Annotated in this window: 22 protein-coding genes; 13 read left to right on the forward strand and 9 right to left on the reverse strand. The window is 72.9% G+C overall.

From position 1 onward, the window contains the following. The first annotated feature begins 50 nt into the window (after nt 1-50). The 3 genes from O1G21_RS23765 to O1G21_RS23775 all read left to right on the forward strand — a co-directional run bounded on the left by O1G21_RS23765 (nt 51) and on the right by O1G21_RS23775 (nt 1,975). Nucleotides 51-908: an oxidoreductase gene (locus O1G21_RS23765; RefSeq protein WP_270146615.1), complete on the forward strand. Its 858-nt coding sequence runs from the start codon at nt 51-53 to the stop codon at nt 906-908. 77 nt (nt 909-985) lie between these two features. Continuing rightward, nucleotides 986-1,453 (forward strand): GNAT family N-acetyltransferase, encoded by a 468-nt coding sequence (locus O1G21_RS23770; RefSeq protein WP_270146616.1) that lies wholly within the window; start codon nt 986-988, stop codon nt 1,451-1,453. Between the two features lie 72 nt (nt 1,454-1,525). Then, complete coding sequence (locus O1G21_RS23775; protein WP_270146617.1) at nt 1,526-1,975, forward strand: MarR family winged helix-turn-helix transcriptional regulator; 450 nt, start codon at nt 1,526-1,528, stop codon at nt 1,973-1,975. Between the two features lie 21 nt (nt 1,976-1,996). Here O1G21_RS23775 and O1G21_RS23780 read toward each other — a convergent pair whose 3' ends face one another. After that, nucleotides 1,997-2,368, reverse strand: a complete 372-nt coding sequence (locus O1G21_RS23780; RefSeq protein WP_270146618.1) for a MerR family transcriptional regulator — start codon at nt 2,366-2,368, stop codon at nt 1,997-1,999. 147 nt (nt 2,369-2,515) lie between these two features. Between O1G21_RS23780 and O1G21_RS23785 the strand changes: the two genes are divergently transcribed. After that, the gene (locus O1G21_RS23785) at nt 2,516-3,010 is read left to right on the forward strand and encodes a peptidylprolyl isomerase (protein WP_270146619.1); all 495 of its coding nucleotides are present in this window, start codon (nt 2,516-2,518) and stop codon (nt 3,008-3,010) included. Nucleotides 3,011-3,095: 85 nt separating this feature from the next. On the opposite strand, the gene O1G21_RS23790 is transcribed toward O1G21_RS23785, so the two are convergent. Beyond that, the gene (locus O1G21_RS23790; protein ID WP_270146620.1) at nt 3,096-3,563 is read right to left on the reverse strand and encodes an LbetaH domain-containing protein; all 468 of its coding nucleotides are present in this window, start codon (nt 3,561-3,563) and stop codon (nt 3,096-3,098) included. 39 nt (nt 3,564-3,602) lie between these two features. Then, complete coding sequence (locus tag O1G21_RS23795) at nt 3,603-4,883, reverse strand: LCP family protein (protein ID WP_270146621.1); 1,281 nt, start codon at nt 4,881-4,883, stop codon at nt 3,603-3,605. Nucleotides 4,884-5,062: 179 nt separating this feature from the next. Between O1G21_RS23795 and O1G21_RS41820 the strand changes: the two genes are divergently transcribed. The 6 genes from O1G21_RS41820 (at nt 5,063) to O1G21_RS23820 (ending at nt 11,084) form a co-directional block, all read left to right on the forward strand. Beyond that, on the forward strand, nt 5,063-5,140 hold the full coding sequence (locus O1G21_RS41820) for a putative leader peptide (protein WP_355212135.1): 78 nt from the start codon (nt 5,063-5,065) through the stop codon (nt 5,138-5,140). Between the two features lie 86 nt (nt 5,141-5,226). Continuing rightward, nucleotides 5,227-5,781, forward strand: a complete 555-nt coding sequence (ssuE, locus tag O1G21_RS23800; protein ID WP_270146622.1) for an NADPH-dependent FMN reductase — start codon at nt 5,227-5,229, stop codon at nt 5,779-5,781. Nucleotides 5,782-6,038: 257 nt separating this feature from the next. Further along, on the forward strand, nt 6,039-6,824 hold the full coding sequence (locus O1G21_RS23805; RefSeq protein ID WP_270146623.1) for an ABC transporter ATP-binding protein: 786 nt from the start codon (nt 6,039-6,041) through the stop codon (nt 6,822-6,824). Between the two features lie 19 nt (nt 6,825-6,843). Continuing rightward, a complete protein-coding gene (locus O1G21_RS23810) occupies nt 6,844-9,411 on the forward strand; it encodes an ABC transporter permease (RefSeq protein WP_270146624.1) in 2,568 nt (855 codons plus the stop codon). 440 nt (nt 9,412-9,851) lie between these two features. Continuing rightward, complete coding sequence (locus tag O1G21_RS23815; protein ID WP_270146625.1) at nt 9,852-10,892, forward strand: glycosyltransferase family 2 protein; 1,041 nt, start codon at nt 9,852-9,854, stop codon at nt 10,890-10,892. Nucleotides 10,893-10,919: 27 nt separating this feature from the next. After that, nucleotides 10,920-11,084, forward strand: a complete 165-nt coding sequence (locus O1G21_RS23820; RefSeq protein WP_270146626.1) for a hypothetical protein — start codon at nt 10,920-10,922, stop codon at nt 11,082-11,084. Here the strand turns inward: O1G21_RS23820 and O1G21_RS23825 are convergent, their stop codons facing one another. The 3 genes from O1G21_RS23825 to O1G21_RS23835 form a co-directional block, all read right to left on the reverse strand. After that, nucleotides 11,085-12,587, reverse strand: coding sequence for an LCP family protein (locus tag O1G21_RS23825; RefSeq protein WP_270146627.1), 1,503 nt, complete (start codon nt 12,585-12,587; stop codon nt 11,085-11,087). A 149-nt stretch (nt 12,588-12,736) separates the two neighbouring features. Further along, the gene (locus tag O1G21_RS23830) at nt 12,737-13,963 is read right to left on the reverse strand and encodes an LCP family protein (RefSeq protein WP_270146628.1); all 1,227 of its coding nucleotides are present in this window, start codon (nt 13,961-13,963) and stop codon (nt 12,737-12,739) included. A 36-nt stretch (nt 13,964-13,999) separates the two neighbouring features. Next, on the reverse strand, nt 14,000-14,791 hold the full coding sequence (locus O1G21_RS23835) for a TIGR03089 family protein (protein WP_270146629.1): 792 nt from the start codon (nt 14,789-14,791) through the stop codon (nt 14,000-14,002). 104 nt (nt 14,792-14,895) lie between these two features. Here O1G21_RS23835 and O1G21_RS23840 point away from each other — a divergent pair, with 104 nt between their 5' ends. Further along, entirely contained in the window at nt 14,896-16,113 is a 1,218-nt protein-coding gene (locus O1G21_RS23840; RefSeq protein ID WP_270146630.1) for a peptidoglycan recognition protein family protein, read from the forward strand. Nucleotides 16,114-16,192: 79 nt separating this feature from the next. Continuing rightward, a complete protein-coding gene (locus O1G21_RS23845) occupies nt 16,193-17,116 on the forward strand; it encodes a DNA-3-methyladenine glycosylase family protein (protein ID WP_405000698.1) in 924 nt (307 codons plus the stop codon). A 287-nt stretch (nt 17,117-17,403) separates the two neighbouring features. On the opposite strand, the gene O1G21_RS23850 is transcribed toward O1G21_RS23845, so the two are convergent. The 3 genes from O1G21_RS23850 to O1G21_RS23860 form a co-directional block, all read right to left on the reverse strand. Then, nucleotides 17,404-18,696, reverse strand: a complete 1,293-nt coding sequence (locus tag O1G21_RS23850; protein WP_270146631.1) for a coenzyme F420-0:L-glutamate ligase — start codon at nt 18,694-18,696, stop codon at nt 17,404-17,406. A gap of 73 nt (nt 18,697-18,769) precedes the next feature. Beyond that, nucleotides 18,770-19,729 carry a 2-phospho-L-lactate transferase gene (gene cofD / locus O1G21_RS23855; protein ID WP_270146632.1) on the reverse strand — a complete coding sequence of 320 codons (960 nt, stop codon included), beginning with the start codon at nt 19,727-19,729 and terminating at the stop codon, nt 18,770-18,772. A gap of 41 nt (nt 19,730-19,770) precedes the next feature. Next, on the reverse strand, nt 19,771-20,352 hold the full coding sequence (locus tag O1G21_RS23860; RefSeq protein WP_405000828.1) for a cysteine dioxygenase: 582 nt from the start codon (nt 20,350-20,352) through the stop codon (nt 19,771-19,773). Between the two features lie 675 nt (nt 20,353-21,027). On the opposite strand from O1G21_RS23860, the gene O1G21_RS23865 reads away from it, so the two are divergent. Continuing rightward, the gene (locus O1G21_RS23865; protein WP_030062195.1) at nt 21,028-21,300 is read left to right on the forward strand and encodes a WhiB family transcriptional regulator; all 273 of its coding nucleotides are present in this window, start codon (nt 21,028-21,030) and stop codon (nt 21,298-21,300) included. Nucleotides 21,301-21,543: the final 243 nt, after the last annotated feature.

The following is a 21,543-nucleotide window of genomic DNA, read 5'->3' on the forward strand; positions in this document are numbered from 1 at the left end:
TAAATGATCGTCAACTTTCCTGTGGTGCAAGCGCGTACGGAGGAACACAGATGACCGCCCACGAGACCACCGGCAGGGTCTGGCTGATCACCGGCGCCAACTCCGGCTTCGGCCAGGCGATCGCCGAGGCCGCGCTGGCGGCCGGCGACACCGTCGTCGCGGCCGCCCGCCGCCCCGAGACGCTGGCGGAGCTGGCCGCCGCGCACCCGGGCCGGCTGGTGCCGGTGCAGCTGGACGTCACCGACCAGGAGCGGATCCCCGCCGTGGTCGCCGAGACCGTGCAGCGGCACGGCCGGATCGACGTCCTGGTGAACAACGCCGGCCGCGGCGTGATCGGCGCCGTCGAGGAGACCACCGACGGTGAGCTGCGGGACCTCATGGAACTGCACTTCTTCGGCCCGGCCGCGCTCACCCGGGCCGTGCTGCCGCACATGCGGGCCCAGGGCGCCGGCGCCGTGGTGCAGATGAGCAGCATGGGCGGCCGCTTCTCCTTCCCCGGCGTGGGCGCCTACTCGGCCACCAAGTTCGCGCTGGAGGGGCTGTCCGAGGCGCTGGCCCTGGAAGTGGCCGGCTTCGGGATCAAGGTGCTGATCGTCGAGCCGGGCGCGTTCCGGACCGGCTTCGCGGGCGGCGGCGCGCTCGCCCAGAGCGCCCCGATCGACGCGTACGAGCCGGTGGTCGGCCCGGTCCGCGCCGGCCTGCCGGACTCCGACGGCAAGCAGCCGGGCGACCCGGTGAAGGCCGCCGAGGCGATCCTGGCCGCCCTGGCCGCCGAGAAGACCCCGCTGCGGCTCGCGCTCGGCACCGACGCGGTGGAGGCGATCCTGGGCAACCTGGACGGCGCGCGCCAGGAGGCCGAGGCCTGGGAGGCGGTCAGCCGCGGCACCGACTACCCGGCCGGGGTGTGACCGCGGCCGGCCGGGGCGTGACCGCGGCCCGGTAAACCGGACGACGGCGGGCGGCCGAGCTGCCTAGGCTGCCCGCCATGTCCAACCCGCTCAGCCTCGCCCTGCTCACCCCCGGGAACATCGACGCCGCCCTCGCCCTACGGGTGCGCCCCGACCAGGAGGGGCTGGTCGCGCCGGTGGCGAAGTCGCTGGCCGAGGCGTACGTCCACGGCGAGACGGCCTGGCCCCGGCTGATCCTGGACGGCGGGCGGCCGGTCGGCTTCGTGATGGCCTTCTTCGACATCCGCTTCGACCCGGAGCGCCCCGAGGACCGCCCCCGCTCCGGCCTCTGGCGCCTGCTGGTCGACGCGGGGCAGCAGCGCGGCGGCTACGGCCGCTTCGCCGTCGAGCAGGTCTGCGCCGAGATCCGCCGCCGCGGCGGCACCCGCGCGACCGTCACCTACCACCCGGGCCCGGACGGCCCCGCCGGGTTCTACGCCCGGCTGGGCTTCCGCCCGACCGGCGAGCTGAGCGGCGACCAGGAGGTCGCGGAGCGCGAGCTGTAGCGGGCTCGGCCCCGGGTGCGGGCCCCTCCGGCACTGTGTGCACACGCACGCACCCTCGGTACGATGAACGGCATGGACCGCGCCGATCTCTCCCTGGGCCCGCTGTCGGAGCAGGACCACGCCTTCTACGGGCTGGTCTGGGCCGGCACCACCCTGGCCGCCCGGGTGGACCGGGAGCTCGCCCGGGTGCACGGGCTGCCGCTGTCCTGGTTCGAGGTGATGCTCTGGCTGAACGGCCAGCAGGAGCCGGTGGCCGCCTCCGACCTCGGCGCGAAGACCATGCTCAGCCGCAGCCAGGTCTCCCGGGTGGTGGACGCCCTGGCCGGGCGCGGGCTGGTGTCCCGTACGCCCTCGGCCTCGGACGCGCGCTCGGTGCGGATCGAGCTGACCGACCAGGGTCGCGCCCTCTTCGCCGAGGCCGACGCGACCCGGCGGGCCGCCCTGGCCCCGGTGTTCACCGACCGGCTGGACCCGGCGGACATCGCGGCCCTGGAGACGGTCTGGCGCAAGCTCAAGGCCTGAGCCCCCGAGGCTCGGACCGCGCTACGCCGCCGCCGGCTCCCCGGAGGCGCCGGCGATCACCTCGTCCAGCACCTCGCGCGAGCGCAGCAGATCGGTGATCATCCGGTCGATCCGGTCCCGCTCCGAGGTGAGCTCCTCGACCAGCATCGGGGTGGCCTGCTCGCTCGGGCCGCCGTCGGAGTCCCGCATGCAGGGGAGGATCTTGTAGATGGTGCGGCTGTGCAGGCCGGCGGCGAACAGCTCCTGGATGTGCACCACCCGGTCCACCGCCATCTCCGGGTACTCCCGGTGGCCACCCTCGGTGCGCCGGGCCACCAGCAGGCCCTGCTGTTCGTAGTACCGCAGCGAGCGCTCGCTCACGCCCGTGCGCCGGGCCAGTTCGCCGATCCGCATGCCGTCCTCCCCGCCGTCCACTCGAATCCGACAGGGATGTTAGCTTCCGCCGTTCCGGTGTGACGGCGAACCCGGAAACGCCGACGTCACCAGCGGGGGAGCCGGGGGTGGCGCGCGGCGGTCGGCGGGTCGTGCCATGATCCCTGCATGGGTTCCAACGTTTTCTTCGACATCACCATCAACGACGAGCCGGCCGGCCGCATCGTCTTCAAGCTCTTCGACGACGTCGTCCCGAAGACCGCCCGCAACTTCCGCGAGCTGGCCACCGGCCAGAACGGCTTCGGCTACGAGGGCTCCGGCTTCCACCGCGTGATCCCCGCCTTCATGCTGCAGGGCGGTGACTTCACCAACCACAACGGCACCGGTGGCAAGAGCATCTACGGCGAGAAGTTCGCGGACGAGAACTTCCAGCTCAAGCACGACCGCCCGGGCCTGCTGTCGATGGCCAACGCCGGCCGCAACACCAACGGCTCGCAGTTCTTCATCACCACCATCGTCACCGACTGGCTGGACGGCAAGCACGTCGTCTTCGGCGAGGTCGTCGAGGGCATGGACGTCGTGAAGAAGATCGAGGGCCTCGGCTCGCAGAGCGGCCGCACCTCGGCCAGCATCAAGATCGCCAAGTCCGGCGTGGTCGAGTAATCACCGCGGCCTCTGGCACGCGTACCGCCCCGGAGTGGGGGCGGACTCGCCGCGTCTTCCCACTCCGGGGCGGTGGCGTTCCACCTCAGACGGGCGCCGTGGCCGGGGACGCCCAGTCCCCCTCCCGCGTCCCCACCCTGCGCGCGGGCACCCCGGCCCAGATCTCGCCGGGCCCGGTCGAGCGGGTGAGCACCGAGTTGGCGCCCACGATGGTGCCCGCCCCGACGGTCAGCACGCCCTCCTTGCACACCACCTTGGCGCCCGCGCACAGCACCGCGCCGTCCTCGACCACCACCCGCCGCATCGCGCTCGCCTCCTGGGGCACCCACGGGTCGGCCCGGCCGATGGTCACGCCGTTGTAGAGCGTCACGTCCGCCCCGAGCGTGGTGTACGGATGCAGGACGGTGCCGAAGCCGCGGTGGAACACGGTGAGCCGGGGCCCGATCTCGCAGGCGGCCGGCACCTCCATCCCGTAGAGCGCGAGCGCCTCCTGGACCAGGCGGCCCAGGAGGCGGTGACGTCGGCGGTAGACGAGTGCGGTGACGAGTGACATCCACCCATTGTGTCCGGGTGGTCACTTCTCGTGGTCGGATTACTTGAAGTCGGGCACCGCGGTGTCGTTCTTGAAGGCGTCGAAGACCTGCTTGGACTTGTTGGTGTCCCACAGCACCGCCGACTCGCCGGTCTTGGTCCGGTAGTCCGCGTTGCCGATCGGGACGGTCAGGCTCTTGCCGCCGCCGCCGTTGACGTCCTTCATGGCGAGGAAGAGCGAGCCCAGGTCGGTCAGCCCGCAGTCGTCGTCGACGATCAGGGTGCCGAGCGCCGAGTCCACCAGCGGGTAGAAGGTGAACGGGTTGAGCACGGTGCCCGGGGTGGCGGCCTGGTGGGCGAGGGCGCCGAGGAACTTCTGCTGGTTGCGCATCCGGCCGAGGTCCTGGTCGGCCATCTGGTGGCGCTGGCGGACGAAGGCCAGGGCCTGGACGCCGTTGAGGGTCTGGTCGCCGGCCTTGAGGTCGAGGCCGGAGTCCTTGTCCTTGATGTCCTGGTCGATGTGCATCTCGACCCCGCCGATGGAGTCGACGATGCCGGCGAACCCGGCGAAGCCGATCTCGGCGTAGTGGTCGATGCGGATGCCGGTGTTCAGCTCGACGGTCTGCACCAGGAGCCGCCCGTTGCCGTTGGCGAAGGCCGAGTTGATCTTCGAGGTGGTGGCCTTGATGGTCTTCCCGCTGCTCGTCCTGTACTCGGGGATCGGCACCCAGGAGTCGCGCGGGATGCTCATCAGCGTGTTCCCGTTGTCCCCGATGTGCAGGATCATCATCGAGTCGCTGCGCTTGCCCTCGACGTCGTGGCCGGTGTGCATGGTGTCCATCTGGGACTCGCTGAGGCCCTCGCGGCTGTCGGAGCCGACGATCAGCCAGTTGGTGCCCTTGCCGGCGGCCGGGCGGCCCGGGTAGTCGGCCAGCACGTTCTCGTGGTTGAGCTTGGAGTCCGCCCAGAACCAGGTGGAGACGGCGGTCACCATGACGGCGATCAGCAGGCTGAAGACCGTCCACTTCACGATCCGCCGCCGCGGCCAGCGCCGGGCCTGCGCACCCGCCGGCCGGGCACCGCCGGGACCGCCCGGACCGCCTGGTCGGCCGGGGCCGCCCGGGCCACCGGGACCGCTGGGGCCCGGCCGCCCGGGGCCGCCGGGGGCGGTCTGCGGCGGGACGCCGGGGTGGGACGGCCCCGGCTGCCGCGGAGCGGGCGGCGCCGCCGGTCCGCGCGGGTTCAGCGAGGCCGGCAGCGGCGGCTCGGCCGCCGCACCGCCGCCGTTGCCGCCGTACGGGTTCCCGCCGCCGCCCGGGCGGCCCTCCTGCCACGTGTTCATGCCGTCGAGGATGCCCGAACCCGGTGCCAGTGACTCCCCCCGGGGCCCCCGCCAGGCCTCTTGTAGCAGTTTTGATGCACGTACCGGATCGTTCCGGCGTGAAACGCGCCCGTCACCCGCGTTCCGACCGCCGAAACGATTCTTGACCGCCGCGAAGGCAGCGTGTTTGCATTCCGGGCATGGACCAGGGTCGGGCACTCACGCGTCGGCGGCACGTCGACCTGCAGCGTGTGTCCGGTTCCCTCTGTCGCGGCTGAAGCGCACCCGTCGAGATCACCGACCCCGCCGCAGCGGCCCACGGCGGCCGCTGCGAAGCGCCCCCGCTTCCAGCCAGAGGTGAACCATGGCCACCGTCCTGTCCGTTTCCGGCTCCCCCTCCGCCACCTCCCGCACCACCCGGCTGCTGCGCCACGTCGACGCCCGCCTGGTGGACCGCGGCCACCGGGTCGTCCCCTTCGAGGCCCGCAGCCTGCCCGCGCACGCGCTGCTGGCGGGCGACTTCGACCACCCGGAGATCGGCGCCGTCACCGAGCTGTTCGCCCGCGCCGACGGCGTCGTCATCGGCACCCCCGTCTACAAGGCCGCCTACTCGGGCCTGCTCAAAGCCCTGCTCGACGTGCTCCCGCAGTACGCGCTGGCCGGCAAGGCCGTCCTGCCGCTGGCCACCGGCGGCTCGCCCGCGCACGTCCTCGCCGTGGACTACGCGCTGCGCCCGGTGCTCAGCTCGATGGGCGCCGGCCACATCACCCAGGGCTGGTTCGTGCTCGACCGCCACATCACCGCCGCGGCGGACGGCACGACCCTGGTCGAGTGCCGGACCGACGCCCAGCTGGTCCCCGTCGTGGAGGGCTTCGCCGACGCCCTCGAACGCCTGGCCGCACCCGTCCTGACCGGCTGAGCGGCCCTCGGCGCGACCCCCGTACGGGGCGACCCCGAGAAGGCCCGCGGCGCCCCCTAGGGGGAGGGGGGTGCCGCACCCGTAGAACCTTGGTTGCAGCGCTTCGTTCCGACGGAGGACGAGTGCTCGGACCTCGACTCCTAACGTGGTTCTCACGTCCCCGCCCCTCCGAAAGCGGCCCGGTTCCGTCGGGTCCGCCGCCCGACCGCGTCGGCAGGGTGGGGGTCAACGGGTGGGCCACTTCTTAGGAGACTCCAGTGACGACGGCAGCAGCCGTGTACGACCCCCAGCTTCCCGGCGGACCGTCCGCCGTCGCCGCCTCGGCCCGCCAGGTGACCAAGGCCTACGGATCGGGCGAGACCAAGGTGACCGCCCTCGACGCGGTCGACGTGGACATCCAGCGCGGCCGCTTCACCGCGATCATGGGCCCCTCCGGCTCCGGCAAGTCCACCCTGATGCACTGCCTGGCGGGCCTGGACACGGTCAGCGGCGGGCGGATCTGGATCGGCGACACCGAGATCACCGGTCTCAAGGACAAGCAGCTGACCAGGCTGCGCCGGGACAAGATCGGCTTCATCTTCCAGGCGTTCAACCTGCTCCCGACCCTGAACGCGCTGGAGAACATCACGCTGCCGATGGACATCGCCGGCCGCAGGCCCGACCAGGCCTGGCTGGACCAGGTGGTGGAGACCGTCGGCCTGGCCGGCCGGCTCAAGCACCGCCCGACCCAGCTCTCCGGCGGCCAGCAGCAGCGCGTCGCGGTGGCCCGCGCGCTGGCCGCCCGCCCCGAGATCATCTTCGGCGACGAGCCCACCGGGAACCTGGACTCCCGGGCCGGCGCCGAGGTGCTGACCTTCCTGCGCCGCTCGGTGGACGAGCTGGGCCAGACCATGGTCATGGTCACCCACGACCCGGTCGCCGCCGGCTACGCGGACCGGGTGCTGTTCCTCGCCGACGGCGTGATCGTGGACGAGATGCACGCGCCGACCGCCGACTCCGTCCTCGAACGCATGCGCCGCTTCGACGGCAAGCGCACCAGCTGAGCGGCGGGACGACGAAACCATGCTGCTCAAGACCTCACTGCGGAGCTTCTTCGCCCACAAGGGCCGGATGGCGCTCTCGCTCATCGCCGTCATGCTGTCGGTCGCCTTCGTGTCCGGCACCCTGGTGTTCTCCAACACCGCCACCAGCACCTTCTCCAAGCTGTTCGCCGCGACCGCCTCCGACATCTCGGTCCAGCCGCCCGTGCCGGCCGAGGACGACCGGCAGGACAGCGACAAGGTGCCGACCGTCCCGGTCCCGCTCGCCGAGCAGGTCGCCGCGGTGCCGGGCGTGAAGACCGCGATCGGCCAGGTCATGGTCGGCAACGCGATCCTGGTCAACCCGGCCACCAACAAGCTGGTCGGCCCGACCAGCGGCGCGCCGACCCTGGTCGGCAACTGGACCGACACCCCGCGCAACCCGGTGAAGATCACCTCCGGGCACGTCCCGCAGAACTCCGGCGAGCTGGTGCTGGACGCGGACACCGCCAAGAAGGCCGAGCTCGGCCTCGGCGACAAGGTCCGGGTCGACAACGCCAGCGGTCAGCACCCGTACACGATCGTCGGCATCGCCACCTTCACCACCACCAACCCGGGCGCCGCACTGGCCTTCCTGGACACCCCGACCGCCCAGCAGGTGCTGCTCGGCGAGCAGGCCTACACCACCGTCGAGGCCTTCGGCGACGGCAGCCGCAGCAACGACCAGCTCAAGGCCGACGCCCTGGCCAAGGTCGGCAGCGGCTACGAGATCAAGACCGCGGCCGAGCAGAAGGACCAGAACACCAAGGCGATCGGCAGCGGCCTCGACTTCATGAAGTACGCGATGCTCGGTTTCGCCGGCATCTCGCTGATCGTCGGCGGCTTCCTGATCATCAACACCTTCTCGATGCTGGTCGCCCAGCGCACCCGCGAGATCGGCCTGCTGCGCGCCATCGGCGGCAGCCGCCGGCAGGTGAACGGCTCGGTGCTGGTCGAGGCGCTGATCCTGGGCGTGCTCGGCTCGACCCTCGGCGTGGCGGTCGGCCTGGGCGTGGCGGTCGGTCTGATCAAGCTGATGAACGCGATCGGCATGGACCTCAAGGCGAGCGACCTGGAGATCGGGCCCGACGTCTTCGTGGCGGGCTACGCGGTGGGCATCCTGATCACCGTCATCGCGGCCTGGATCCCGGCCCGCCGGGCCAGCAAGATCGCACCGATGGCCGCCCTGCGCGACCACGGCACCCCGGCCGAGGCCCGCTCCAACATCGTGCGGACGATCATCGGCCTGCTGCTCACCGCGGGCGGCGCCGGCCTGCTGGCGCTCGCGGGTACGGCCGACAAGGCCTCCACCGGCGGCGAGTACCTGGGCCTAGGCCTGCTGCTCACCCTGATCGGCTCCGTGGTGCTCGGCCCGCTGCTGGCCACCGTCGTCATCAAGGTGCTCGGAGCCCTGCTCCCGGCCCTGTTCGGCCCCTCCGGCAAGCTCGCCCAACGCAACGCGATGCGCAACCCGCGCCGCACCGGCGCCACCGCCGCCGCGCTGATGATCGGGCTGGCGCTGGTGATCGGCTCCTCGGTCTTCAGCTCCTCGGCCGTGAAGTCGGCCAGTGCGCAGATCGACAAGTCGGTGGGCGTGGACTACATCATCTCGGGCGGCCGGACCCCGGTCACCGCCGAGATGATGGACGCGGTGCGCCGCACCCCGGGCATCGACCACGTCACCACCCAGGAGGACTTCAAGCGGGCGAAGGTCCGGCTGCCCGGCGGGCAGAGCGCGAAGACGGACCTGACCGCGGTGCCGGCGAGCTTCTTCGGCAGCGACTTCCACCCCACGGTCGCCTCCGGCGCGATGGACTCGGTCGGGCGCGGTTCGCTCGGGATCGGCGAGACCTTCGCCAAGGACCACGGCCTGAAGGTCGGCGACCAGGTGACCGTCGACTACGGCAAGGGCCGCACCCAGACCCTGCCGGTGGGCGTGGTGTTCCGGAAGGGCGGGCTGCTGGGCGACGGCTCCTTCGTCGGCCTGGACACCCTGACCCAGGTCGTTCCGGCCGCCGAGCAGCCCCCGGTGTGGACGTTCTTCGCCAAGGCCTCCGCCGGCACGGACGTCAACAAGACGCTCACCGCCCTGGAGGACGCGCTCCAGCAGTACCCGCAGCTGACCGTCAAGGACCAGGCCGGCTACAAGGAGCTGGTGCAGTCCCAGATCAACACCCTGCTCTACCTGATCTACGGCCTGGTCGGCCTGTCGATCACCGTCGCGGTGCTCGGCGTGGTCAACACCCTGGCGCTGTCGGTGGTGGAGCGGACCCGCGAGATCGGCCTGCTGCGGGCGATCGGGCTCTCCCGCCGCCAGCTGCGCCGGATGATCCGGCTGGAGTCCGTGGTGATCGCGGTGTTCGGCGCCGTCCTCGGCACCGGACTGGGCCTGGCCTGGGGCGTCACCGCGCAGCGGGTCCTGCGGGACCAGGGCCTCGGGACGCTCGCCGTCCCGGTCACCACGATCGTGGTGACGCTGGTCTCCTCGGTGGTGATCGGCCTGGTCGCCGCCCTCGTGCCGGCCTTCCGGGCCGGACGGATGAACGTCCTCGCGGCCATCGCGACGGACTGACCCGGCGACGGGGGACGTCGGGTCGACCACGGGGGAGACGGGGGAGACGGGGGGTACGGGGGACAGGGGCCGGGTGCGTACGAGCACCCGGCCCCTGCGGTACGGACATCCGCTGAGATGATCCGCGGATGCTGCCCCCGGACGCCCCACCACTACCCAGCGCCGCGCCGCTGCGCCCGGACCGGCGGCTGCCGGACGGCTGGGCAGCCCGCAGCGGCTGGTGAACATCCTGTCGCTGGCCGGCTTCGCCCTGTTCACCGTCGTTCACCACGCCCTCTGAACCTGCGCCGAACCTGCACCGTTCGCGCGCGGATTCGGGCCCGGGGGAGCGGGGCGGTACGGTGGGCGTGAGCACGGCGCCGGTGCCGCCCGCAGGGGGACCGGGGGCGGCCGAACCGGGACAAGACGGCAACGCGTCGGCACCGGTACGGTTGGCCCCGATGAACACCAAGGCTGCTGAGGAGCTGCCGGCTGTTTCCGTGATCATGCCGGTGCTCAACGAGGAACGACACCTGCGCACGGCCGTCCGGCGCATCCTGGACCAGGAATACCCCGGGCCGATGGAAGTGGTGATCGCCCTCGGTCCCTCCACCGACCGCACCGCCGAGATCGCCGCCGAGCTGGTGGCCGAGGACCCGCGGGTGCGCACGGTGGAGAACCCCACCGGCCGCACCCCCGCCGGGCTGAACGCCGCGATCCGGGGCTCGCAGTACCCGATAGTGGTCCGCGTCGACGGCCACGGCCTGCTCACGCCCGGCTACATCGCCACGGCGGTCCGGCTGCTCGGCGAGATGGACGCCGCCAACGTCGGCGGCATCATGCACGCCGAGGGCGAGACCGAGTGGGAGAACGCGGTCGCCGCCGCGATGACCTCGAAGATCGGTGTCGGCAACGCGGCCTTCCACACCGGCGGCCTGGCCGGCCCGGCGGACACCGTCTACCTCGGGGTGTTCCGGCGCGAGGTGCTGGAGAAGCTCGGCGGCTACAACGAGGAGTTCATCCGCGCCCAGGACTGGGAGCTGAACTACCGGATCCGCCAGGACGGCGGGCTGGTCTGGTTCACCCCGCAGCTCAAGGTGACGTACCGGCCCCGGCCGTCCGTCCGGGCGCTCGCCAAGCAGTACAAGGACTACGGCCGCTGGCGCCGGGTGGTCACCCGCTACCACCGCGGCTCGGTCAACCTGCGCTACCTCGCCCCGCCGAGCGCGCTGCTCGCGGTGGTGCTCGGCCTGGTGCTCGGCGCCGCCGTCCACCCGGCGTTCCTCGCGGTTCCCGGCGCCTACCTGCTGGGCATCCTCGGCGGCGCGGTGGTCGAGGGCCGCGGGCTGTCGTTCCGGGCCAAGGCACTGCTGCCGGTGGCGTTCGCGACCATGCACCTCAGTTGGGGCTTCGGCTTCATCACCTCGCCCCGCTCACTGGCCCGCCGGGTGATGCGCAGCGTCGCCCCGACCTCGAAGGACGTGCTCTCCAAGGCGAGTTGACCCCCGGACCGGCTACCGTCGGTGCGCATGGGGACAGTTGAGGACGGTGCGGCCGCGGCTCGGATCGAGCCGGGCGCGGACGTCGTCGAGCGGGCCGGCGAGCCGCCGCGGCCGGCCGGCCCGGGGCTCCGGCACTGCCTCCGGACCGGTGAGCACTGCCGCGAGACGTACGGAACCCTCGCTCCGGCGTAGCTACTTGGCGCAGACGTCGACGTCGTCCGCCTGCACCCGCTGGAGGTCCTTCGGGGCCCCGGTCGGCGGCTGCGACGGCGCCGCGAGGACGTCCTTGCCGAGCACCAGCAGCAGCGGATCCTTCGGGCCCGCCTTCGGGTTCGGCCGTACGGCGTCGGCGGGCAGGCCGAGGGCGGCGGCCAGCGCGGCGGCCTCGGCCTCCTGGCCGGCCGGGTGGGAGACCGTGGTGCTCGCGGCGGGCGGCGCGTCGGACCCGACGGTCGCCCTGGCGAAGCCCTTGGCCTTCAGCCGGTCCACCGTCGGCCCGGACTGCCCGCGGGTCCCGCTGCCGTTGCGCACCGTCACCGGGACGTCCTTGGTGTCCACCGCCGGGGTGGTGGCGGACGGCGCCGCCGGGGCGGGGGTGGTGGTCTCGGGGGCCGGTGCGGCGGTCTCGGTCAGCGAGCGGTCGCCGGCGACCATCGAGAACACCTGTCCGGCGTCCGGCTGCTTCAGGATCAGCCGGTCCTGGTCCTTGGGGTCGTCCAGTACCGGGACGGTGGTGAAGGTGATGTTCTTGGTGTCCACCTTGCTGATGTCCAGCGCCAGGTCCTTCAGCTTGTCGACGCTGCCGATGCCGGAGTCCACGGTGAGCGCCTTGGTGGCGGCGTCCGCGAGCCGGTAGAGCTTGCTCGGGCTGGTCAGGGTGTCGTCGCTCTTGATCTTGCGGATCATCGAGCTGATGAACTGCTGCTGGAGCGGGATCCGGGTGAGGTCGCCGCCGAAGCCGACCGCGTGCCGGGTGCGGACGAAGGCCAGCGCCTCCTCGCCCTGGACCACGTGGCGACCCTTGGACATCTTCAGGTGCGAGTCCTTGTCGTCGATGTCCTTGCCGGCGCAGACCTCGACCCCGCCGACGGCGGTGGAGAGCGTCTTCACCGCCTCGAAGTCGACCTGCACGAAGTGGTCGACCCGGATGCCGGTCATCTTCTCGACGGTCTTCCAGGTGCAGCCCGCGTCCCGGCCGGCCTGGCCGAGGCTGGTGTTGAACATGTCCCGGGCCGAGCCCGGGATCTTCGTGCCCTTGTCGGTCCGGCACTCCGGGATCGGCACCATCAGGTCGCGCGGGATGCTGATCACGGTGGCGTTGGAGCGGTCCTTGGCGATGTGGAAGAGCAGCGTGGTGTCGGCGTGTCCGGTGCTGCCCTCGTCGCCGTACTCGCGCCCGAGGCCCGCCCGGCTGTCCGTGCCGATCACCAGGACGTTCAGCGCGTCCCCGGCGGCCTTGGGCCGCTCCGCCTCGTCGCCCAGCTGGACCTTGACCGAGGTCAGGTTGTCGTTGAAGTGCTGGTACAGGTAGTACGCCCCGCCGCAGCCCGCGACCATCACCAGGGCGCCCGTGCCCGCCGTCCACTTGAGCACCCGTCGGCGCCGGTTCCGCTTGGCGACCGCGGCCGCCCGCCGCCGGCTGTCCCGGCGGCCCCCGCCGTTGTACTCACCGGTGTTCGGTTGGTCCTGCTGCACGGGATTCCCTACGTCCGGCCGGTCACGGGGGCGACCCACTCGGGCGGTGGGTCGATCCGGACACCCTAAACGAGCCGAACGGGGGAATCGTCCCGGGTATGAGATCCGTCACGGAAAAGCAATGGAGTGACAAAGCCCGCCGCGAGGTTTCAGTGCTGGGCGCAGGCGTCCGCGTCGGCGGTGCGTCCCTCGAAGGTGGGCGAGGCGCTCGCCGAGGGTGACGCGGTGGCCCCGTCGGAGCCGGCGACGGCCGTCGGGCTCGTCCCCGCGTCCGGCGCGGACGTCGAACCGGGCGGGCGGACGGCGATCGGCCGGTCCTCCCGCAGCGCGGTGAACAGCTGGGTGGTCTGCGGCTGCACGAACTCGTCCCGGTCCGAGTCGTAGCGGTACGGGCGCCGCGGCGCGGTCAGGAACACCACGTCCGGCGAGGGGATGCCGCGCAGGTCCTGGGTGAGGTCGTACAGCGCCCCGAGCGAGGACAGACCGCCGTCCGCCTTGACCGAGGAGGTGGCCGCGTTCAGTACCGGCCACAGCTTGGCCGGGTTCAGCAGCACCCCCTGCGACTGCACCTTGCGGATCAGCGAGGCCAGGAACTGCTGCTGACGGCCCATCCGCTGGGTGTCGCTGCCGTCGCCCAGGCTCTCCCGGGCCCGGACGTAGCCGAGCGCCTGCTCGCCGCGCAGCAGCTGGCGGCCGGCCTGCAGGTCCAGCTTGGCGTCCTTGTCGTGGATCGGCTGCGGCACGCACACCTCCACCCCGCCGATCGCGTCCACCATGGTCTTGAAACCGCTGAAGTCGAGGATCACGTAGTGGTCGATCCGGATGCCGCTCAGCTGCTCGACGGTGCGGATCGAGCAGGCCGGACCGCCCAGCTCGAACGCCCAGTTGAACTGCATCGTGCCCGGCTTGCTGCGGCTGCCGTCCGGCTTCTCGCAGGAGGGCACGGTGACCATGACGTCGCGCGGGACGGAGACCGCCGTCGCGTGCTTCCGGTCGGCGGCCAGGTGCAGCAGGATCGTGGTGTCCGAGCGCTGGGTGCCGGGCTCGCCGCCGTACGAGGAGTTCGTGCCGGAGCGGTCGTCGCTGCCGATCAGCAGGATGTTCTCGGCGCCCGTGGCTCCCGACGAACGGCTCGGACGCTCGGCCTCCAGCTTGGCCAGCAGCTGGTCGGTGGCCGAGTCGGTCGTGATGTTGCCGTCCAGCTTGCGGTACGCGATCCAGAGCAGCGTGCCGGTGGCGACCAGCAGGAACGCGACGGCGCCGGCGGTGATCATCAGCCACCGCCGGCGCCTGCGCGGGCGTTCCGGTCCGCTCGGGGGAGCGTCCGTCGGGGGAGTCTCGTCGGTCGGGGGGTGCTCGGTGTCGTCCTCGGCCATGGCAGGGATCCCTACCCGCCGGAACGGCGCCAGGGCTCAGCCGAGGCGCACAGTCACCCGTTCGGATTCGGTGCGCTTCTCCCACTGTCCGGCGTCCAGGCCCTGCGAGTTGCGGCACAGCACCACCGAGGCGCCGGCCGCCAGCGGGGCCAGCAGACCGGCCTCCAGACCGGCCCAGTCGTCGAAGGAGAGGGTGGACAGCACCCGGTCACCGGGCTTGAGGCCGAGGCGCGCCGCCCCCTCCCGGGCCAGCGCGACGGTCTGCTCACCGGTCAGCTTCAGCGGCAGCCCGTCCACCGAGGTCTCCAGCGCCTGCCCGTCCGGGGCGACGGGGGAGTACGGCGCGAAGCGGTCGCCCTGGCCGGGCACCTCGGCGGCGTAGTCGAGGAAGCCGTCCGGGCGGTGCGGGAAGCGGCCGCCGAGCGGGCGCAGGGCGAGCGCCACCCGCTCGCCCTCGCAGGCCTGGGCGGCCTCCAGGCCGTCCGGCCCGCTCACCACCAGGTCCGCGGCGGCCGGGTCGCCGTCCGGCACGGCCGTCACGCCGACCGACCAGCAGGCCAGCAGCCAGACGGCGCTCTGCCAGTGGGCGGGCAGCAGCAGCGCGGCCCGGTCGCCCGGGCCGGCGTTCAGTTCGTCCTGGAGGAGGTTGGCAGTCTTGGCGACCCAGTTGTCGAAGGTCCGGGCGGACAGCTCCACCCGTTCGCCGGTGGCGTCGTCGTAGAAGGTGACCAGCGGGGCCGCGGGATCGACCGAAGGGGTGCCGCCGCGCAGGTATGCGTGCAGCAGCTCGACGGGGGTGCGGGCATCGGCAGCGAAAGGCGCAGTCATGGTGCGCCCCAGCCTACGGCCTTCGGGTAGCAGGCCGGGAGGGGCGGCCGAGCGGGCGCGGGGCGGCGTGGCGAGCTCTCCGGTTTGCGGCGACGATCCCGTTTATGCACCTCTTCAACAAGGCTGCGCACCTCTTCGACAAGGCTGCGCACCTCTCCGACAAGGCTGCGCACCTCTTCAGACCGGCCGCCGTGCGCCTCCCGTTCCCGGCCGCGCTGCTCGCCGGATGCACCGCCGCCCTGCTGCTCCAGCCCGCTGCCGCCGCCTCCGCCGCGCCCCTCGCCCCCGGCGCCGAGCGCCGGGACTTCCCCGGCGGCGGCACGACCACCACGCTCCCGCTGCCCACCGGGCACGGACTCGCACCGAGCACCACCCGGCCGTTCGAACTCCTCGGCGTCGGCTGGGACGGCCCGGCCGGAGCGATGGACGGCGGTACGGTCCGGGTCCGCACCCGGGACGCGGCCACCGGTCGCTGGGGCGACTGGCACGTCCTGGAGGCCGACACCGAGGACGGTCCCGACCACGCCCCGCACGGCGCCACCGCCCCGCTGTGGACCGGCCGCAGCGACGGCGTCGCCGTCGAGGTCCGCCCCGGCCCGGCCGGACCGCCGCCCGGACTGCGGCTCGAACTGGTCGACCCCGGCGCCGGCGCGCCCGCGCCCGCCGCCACCCGCACCCTGCCCGCCGAGCCCGCCGCCCCTGCCGACGGCGGCCACCAGGCGCCGCGCCCGGGAATCGTCACCCGGGCCGGTTGGGGCGCCGACGAGTCCCTGCGCGAACCGGGCTTCGAGTACACCGGCCCGGTCCGCGAGGTCTTCGTCCACCACACCGCGACCGCCACCGCCTACGAGTGCAGCGACGCCCCCCAGGTGATCAGGGCGATCTACCAGTACCACGTCAAGACCAGCGGCTGGCGGGACATCGGCTACAACTTCCTGGTCGACCGCTGCGGCACCATCTACGAGGGCCGGGCCGGCGGCGTCGACCAGCCCGTCCACGGCGCCCACACCCTCGGCTTCAACACCGACTCCGCCGGCGTCGCCGCCATCGGCACCTACATCAACGACGCCCCGCCCCAACCCCTCCTCGACGGCATCGCCGCCATCTCCGCCTGGAAGCTCGGCCTCACCGGCCAGGCCGCCGACGGCCACACCAAGCTCACCTCGGCCTCCGACGCCAGCCGCTACCCCAAGGGCACGGTCGTCGACTTCGACGCCATCTCCGGCCACCGCGACGCCTTCAAGACCGAATGCCCCGGCGCCGCCCTCTACGCCCGGCTCCCCGCACTGCGGACCGCCGCGGCCAAGCGCCAAGCCCAGTGAGGCCGTCGCCCACGCCCCGCCGGCCTGTCACCCTCCCCGCGTATCGTTCATAGCCTCAGGCACCACAGGAGGCGAAGCAGTGACGGGCGGCAGCGAGGCGGTACGGCGCTGGCGGCCGGGCTTCCCGCTCGACCCGGTCCGCACCCTGCTGCCACTGCGCCGGGGCCCCGCCGACCCCTCGTACCGCACCACCGGCGACGGCGCCGTCTGGCGCGCCTCCCGCACCCCGGCCGGCATCGGCACCCTGCGGGTGCTGCCGCGCCCCGGCGCGGGCGAGGTGGAGGCGACCGCCTGGGGCCCGGGCGCGCAGTGGCTGCTGGAGCGGCTGCCCGTGCTGCTCGGCGCGGAGGACGACCCGGAGGCGCTGGTGCTGCCGCCCGGCCCGCTGCGGGACGCCCAGCGCCGGACGGCCGGGGTGCGGCTCACCCGGACCGGGCTGGTGCTGGAGTCCCTCGTCCCGGCGATCCTGGAACAGAAGGTCACCACCGACGAGGCCTACCGCGCCTGGCGCACCCTGCTGCGGGACTTCGGCACCCCGGCCCCGGGCCCCGCCGAGGGCATGCGGGTGGCGCCGTCGGCCCGCGAGTGGGCGATGGTCCCGAGCTGGGAGTGGCACCGGGCGGGCGTCGACCCCAAGCGCTCCGCGACGGTGATGCGCGCGGTGCGGCTGGCCCCGCGCCTGGAGGAGGCCTCGGCGATGGGCCACGAGGACGCCTTCACCCGGCTGACGGCCGTACCGGGCATCGGCATCTGGACGGCCGCCGAGACCCTCCAGCGCAGTAACGGCGACCCGGACGCGGTCTCGGTCGGCGACTTCCACCTCCCCAACCTGGTCGGTTGGGCCCTGGCCGGCCGCCCCCGCAGCGACGACGCCCAGATGCTCGCCCTCCTGGAGCCCTACCGCCCCCAACGCCACCGCATCTGCCGCCTCCTCCTCGCCACCGGCACCCACGCCCCCCGCTACGGCCCGCGACTCACCCCCAACGACCACCGCCACCGCTGAGCCCCTTCAGTGGGCACACAGGCAACGCCTCGCGCGCCCACGCCCCACCTCCCCCCACCTCCCCCCACCTCCCCCCACCCGACCAGGCGAGAGGGACGCGCTGCGGGAGGGGCGGTGGAGCGGGTGGCCCGGAGAGGGGCGTTGCGGGTGATTTTCAGACTGCCAACGGCGCCCAACACCCCACCCACAGAGTCGGCAGTCGGAAAATCATCCAGCCCCCGGAGCGGCCACCCCCTCCACCGCCCCGGCCACCCACCCTCCCGAGAGCCCCCCACCCCACAGAACCCCTACCGCACCGCGATGAAGGCCTCCGCGCCCCGCTCCGGCCGCTCCCGCGGTGCCTCCGCCGGGCGGCCGACGGCCACGGCCCCCATCGGGTCCCAGTCGTCCGGCAGGTCCAGGGCGGCCCGGACGGTGTCGCGGCAGAACATCGTCGACGACACCCAGGCGGAGCCGTACCCCTCACCCGTGAGCGCGACCAGCAGGTTCTGCACGGCGGCCCCGGCGGCCACCGTGAACATCTCCCGCTCGGCGGTGGCCCGGCGCGGGTCCGGGTAGTCGTGCGAGCCGTCCATCACCAGGCAGGGCACCACCAGGTACGGCGCGTCGCGCAGGACGTCGCCGCGGGCGGTGCGGCGGGCGATCCGGGCCTCGTCCCAGCCGTCGAGTTCGCGCAGGTCCCGCTGCCAGGCGCCGAGCATGGCGTCGAGCAGGCGGCCCCGGGTCTCGGCGGACTCCAGCAGGACGAAGCGCCACGGGGTGGTGTGGTGCGGGGCGGGCGCGGTGACGGCGGCGGCCACCGCGCGGCGGACGACGGCCGGGTCGACCGGGTCGGCGGTGAAGGAGCGGACGGTGCGCCGCAGGGTGACGGCCTGGCGCAGCGCCTCGGAGGTGCCGAGCCGGAACATGTCGTCGACGGCGGGCCGCACCAGCGGCCGGGTGCCGGCGCCGTCCTCGGCGGTGACCAGGTGTCCGAGCCCGCGCACGACGGCGACCGGGACGCCGGTGGCCTTGCCCTTGACCAGGTCGGCGGCGGCGGCGAGTTCGTCGGCGGTCGCGGTGACGGTGAGCACCAGTTCGTTGCCGTGGCTGTCGGTGCGCCCCCGGTGGTCCTCCAGGACGGACAGCCCGGCGGCGCCGATCGCGACGTCGGTGAGCCCGGTGCGCCAGGGCCGTCCGAAGGTGTCGGTGACGAGGACGGCGAGCCGGCGGCCGGTGAGCTGCTGGAGGCGGGCGCGCAGCGCCCGCGCCGAGGCGTCCGGGTCCTCGGGGAGCAGCAGCACGGTGCCGGGGGCGGTGTTGGAGGCGTCGACCCCGGCGGCGGCCATGACGAAGCCGTTGCGGTTCTCCACGATCCGGGCCGGTCCGCGCCGGGCGACCACCCGGACGGTCTCGGCGTCGATCGCGGCCTCGCGGTCGGCGGCGTGCAGCAGCCGGCCCTCGGCCTTGCTGACGATCTTCGAGGTGACCACCAGGATGTCGCCGTCCTGGTAGGTCCCGGCCTTGGCGATCAGCCCGGCGAGGTCGGCGCCCGGGTCGACCTCGGGGATCCCCTCGACGCCCAGGATCTCCAGGCTCATGCACCCACCTCGCTGCGCTCGGCGGGGGCTTCGCGAAAGGCGCACCTTTTGATGGTTCCCTTGCTCCGCTCGCTCACTTGCGCACCTGCTCGGCCAGCGCGAGCGCGGCCCGCGCCATCTCGGCGGTGGCCTCGACATCGGTCATCAGCAGCGGGACGGCCCGGCAGGCGATCCCGGCGGCCTCGACGGCGGCGACGGCGCCCTCGTCCGCGGTGTCCACCAGCCAGCCGTCGATCAGGTCGGAGCCGTAGTTGAGCGCGACCGCCTCGGCGGTGGCCTCGACGCCGACGACGGCGAGCACCTTGTCGGCCATGCCGCGCACCGGCGCGCCGCCGATGATCGGGGAGAGCCCGACCACCGGCGCCGGGGCGGCGGCGACGGCCTCCCGGATGCCGGGGACGGCGAGGATGGTGCCGATCGAGACGACCGGGTTGGACGGCGGGAAGAGGATCACGTCGGCCTCGGCGAGGGCCTCCAGCACGCCGGGCGCGGGCTTGGCGGTGTCCGCGCCGACCGGGATGATCGCCTCGGCGTCGACGGCGGCGTGCAGCCTGACCCAGTACTCCTGGAAGTGGACCGCCCGGGTGCCCTGTTCGTCGGTGATCCGCACGTGGGTCTCGACCCGGTCGTCGCTCATCGGCAGCAGCCGCACGCCCGGGTTCCAGCGCACGCACAGCGCCTCGGTGACCTGGCTGAGGCTGTACCCGGCGGTGAGCATCTGGCTGCGGACGAGGTGGGTGGCGAAGTCCCGGTCGCCGAGCCCGAACCACTCGGGACCGACGCCGTACTCCTTCATCTCGGCCTTGATCGACCAGGTCTCGTCGGCCCGGCCCCAGCCCTGTTCCTCGTGGATCCCGCCGCCGAGGGTGTACATCACGGTGTCGAGGTCGGGGCAGACCTTGAGGCCGTAGAGGTGGATGTCGTCGCCGGTGTTGCCGATGACGGTGATCTCGTCCTGCGGTCCGACCGCCGCGAGGAGTCCGCGCAGGAAGCGCGCCCCGCCGATTCCGCCTGCCAGTGCCACGATGCGCATGGGGTCATCCTGCCACGGTCGGACTCTTCGTCAGTCCGCGTTCAGTGCCGGTCGGCCTGCGCCCTCGGGTGGCTCTGCGGGTGCTGCTCGGGGACGGCGTCGGCGGCGCCGTACTGGTTCATCTCGGTCAGGCCGGGGGTGTAGAGGTGGATGGAGACGGCGGGTTCGAGCGCGCCGTTGACCACCTCGTGCAGGTAGCCGGAGGAGAACACCCGCTGCCCGCCGGGGCGCAGGGCGCGGGCGCTCTCTCCGGCGTGGGTGAGGGAGCGTTCGATCAGCTCGCCCCGGACGACGGTCATGACGCCGGAGGACTCGCCGTGGTCGTGGAAGCCGCTGCTCTGGCCGGGCAGCCAGCTGAGCAGCCAGACCTCGTAGCCGGGGCCGGTCTCCAGCCGGGCGTACCAGCGGGTGAGGGCGTCGTAGCGGACCAGCGGTTCCCAGCGGGCGCGGTCGGCGGCGATCTCGCGGACCAGCCGGGCGTACCCGGCGACGGTGGTGGGGTGGCCGGGCAGGTCGGTGCGGGCGAGGTGGGGGAAGGCGAGCGGGTCGCCGGCGATGGAGACGTCGCTGAGGCCGTCCGCCCAGCGGTGTCCGCCGGTGCGGCGGGTGGGGGTGAGGCCCAGGCGGGCGAGCTTGTTGCGGTCGCGGTTCCGCCTGCGGATGCGGATCTGGCGCACGGTGGTCGTCCTCGGATGAGTCGGCTGGTTCGGGGAGCAGCCGGATCCGGGATGTCCTGGGGGCGGGAATCGCGGGCGGCCTCTGTGCTTCCTGGTGGCGGCGCGCGGTGGGACGCGGGCGCCTAGATACAGCAGGAACAGAGGCGACAACAGGAGTTCACGGCGCGGCGGAGCGTGGAACCGCTCCGGGGGCTGGCGAACTCTGACATGGGGGCAAGGAGACCGCATCCGTGGGGTCGGTGTCAAACGGGAGGATGCGGCATTCGAGTGGATTAGGTCCGGATCTTTCCCGGATGGGGCGATTCATCACTCTCTATGTTTCGATGGGAAGATCGCCGGGAACGCAGGCCGATGACCGGCCTGTGGCGGTGACCGAGCGTCATTCCGCCAGCGGTTGCGGCGTTTCGCTGCCGGCCGAGGCTTTCGGACTGAAGGTCCGATGTGTCCGAATATGTACACTATTCGTAACGGCTTGGTGCCAGGGAGTGAATCCCGGCCCCAATACCAGAGCTCGGCTTGACTGGGCCAGAGTGACGCAACTGTAATTTCACTCGTGTCGTCAGCCGCACGAGGCAACGGCAACCACGGGGACGCCAAGTAGGGGCAGAGGAGGCGCGCCACATGAGCGAGCTCTTTGAGCTGTTGATCGGGGACGGCATCGCGGAGGACGAGGAGGAACTCGGTTGGCAGGAGCGCGCGTTGTGCGCCCAGACCGACCCCGAGTCCTTCTTCCCCGAGAAGGGCGGCTCGACTCGCGAGGCCAAGAAGGTCTGCCTCGCCTGCGAGGTCCGCTCGGAATGCCTGGAGTACGCCCTCGCCAATGACGAGCGCTTCGGCATCTGGGGCGGCCTCTCCGAGCGCGAGCGCCGCCGGCTCAAGAAGAGCGCGGTCTGAGCGGGGTGGCCCCCGACTCCCGCTGACCCTCCGCCAACGGCGGACGGCCACACAGCCGTACGAGCGCCTCACCGTGACGGTGGGGCGCTTTCGCGTCCCCGGGCCGCCTCCGCACCTCCCCGGCCCCGTTCTTCACCGCCTCCGCACCGGCACCGCGCACGAGGCGGCCGTCCGGAGCCGTTAGTGTGGTGCGCCATCCGGTTGCCGTTCACCGGCTGTGTCCACCGAGAACTGGGGCCCGCG

Origin of the sequence: Kitasatospora cathayae, from assembly GCF_027627435.1 — a bacterium.
Lineage (GTDB): Bacteria > Actinomycetota > Actinomycetes > Streptomycetales > Streptomycetaceae > Kitasatospora > Kitasatospora cathayae.

Bases quoted from the DNA above. Each gene is read 5' to 3' on its own strand.
- O1G21_RS23840 (WP_270146630.1), top strand. From the start codon at position 14,896: ATGCACCTCTTCAACAAGGCTGCGCACCTCTTCGACAAGGCTGCGCAC.
- O1G21_RS41820 (WP_355212135.1), top strand. From the start codon at position 5,063: ATGGACCAGGGTCGGGCACTCACGCGTCGGCGGCACGTCGACCTGCAG.
- O1G21_RS23865 (WP_030062195.1), top strand. From the start codon at position 21,028: ATGAGCGAGCTCTTTGAGCTGTTGATCGGGGACGGCATCGCGGAGGAC.
- O1G21_RS23810 (WP_270146624.1), top strand. From the start codon at position 6,844: ATGCTGCTCAAGACCTCACTGCGGAGCTTCTTCGCCCACAAGGGCCGG.
- O1G21_RS23815 (WP_270146625.1), top strand. From the start codon at position 9,852: ATGAACACCAAGGCTGCTGAGGAGCTGCCGGCTGTTTCCGTGATCATG.
- ssuE (WP_270146622.1), top strand. From the start codon at position 5,227: ATGGCCACCGTCCTGTCCGTTTCCGGCTCCCCCTCCGCCACCTCCCGC.
- O1G21_RS23830 (WP_270146628.1), bottom strand. From the start codon at position 13,963: ATGGCCGAGGACGACACCGAGCACCCCCCGACCGACGAGACTCCCCCG.
- O1G21_RS23785 (WP_270146619.1), top strand. From the start codon at position 2,516: ATGGGTTCCAACGTTTTCTTCGACATCACCATCAACGACGAGCCGGCC.
- O1G21_RS23780 (WP_270146618.1), bottom strand. From the start codon at position 2,368: ATGCGGATCGGCGAACTGGCCCGGCGCACGGGCGTGAGCGAGCGCTCG.
- O1G21_RS23835 (WP_270146629.1), bottom strand. From the start codon at position 14,791: ATGACTGCGCCTTTCGCTGCCGATGCCCGCACCCCCGTCGAGCTGCTG.
- O1G21_RS23765 (WP_270146615.1), top strand. From the start codon at position 51: ATGACCGCCCACGAGACCACCGGCAGGGTCTGGCTGATCACCGGCGCC.
- O1G21_RS23820 (WP_270146626.1), top strand. From the start codon at position 10,920: ATGGGGACAGTTGAGGACGGTGCGGCCGCGGCTCGGATCGAGCCGGGC.
- cofD (WP_270146632.1), bottom strand. From the start codon at position 19,729: ATGCGCATCGTGGCACTGGCAGGCGGAATCGGCGGGGCGCGCTTCCTG.
- O1G21_RS23795 (WP_270146621.1), bottom strand. From the start codon at position 4,883: ATGAACACGTGGCAGGAGGGCCGCCCGGGCGGCGGCGGGAACCCGTAC.
- O1G21_RS23775 (WP_270146617.1), top strand. From the start codon at position 1,526: ATGGACCGCGCCGATCTCTCCCTGGGCCCGCTGTCGGAGCAGGACCAC.
- O1G21_RS23770 (WP_270146616.1), top strand. From the start codon at position 986: ATGTCCAACCCGCTCAGCCTCGCCCTGCTCACCCCCGGGAACATCGAC.
- O1G21_RS23790 (WP_270146620.1), bottom strand. From the start codon at position 3,563: ATGTCACTCGTCACCGCACTCGTCTACCGCCGACGTCACCGCCTCCTG.
- O1G21_RS23850 (WP_270146631.1), bottom strand. From the start codon at position 18,696: ATGAGCCTGGAGATCCTGGGCGTCGAGGGGATCCCCGAGGTCGACCCG.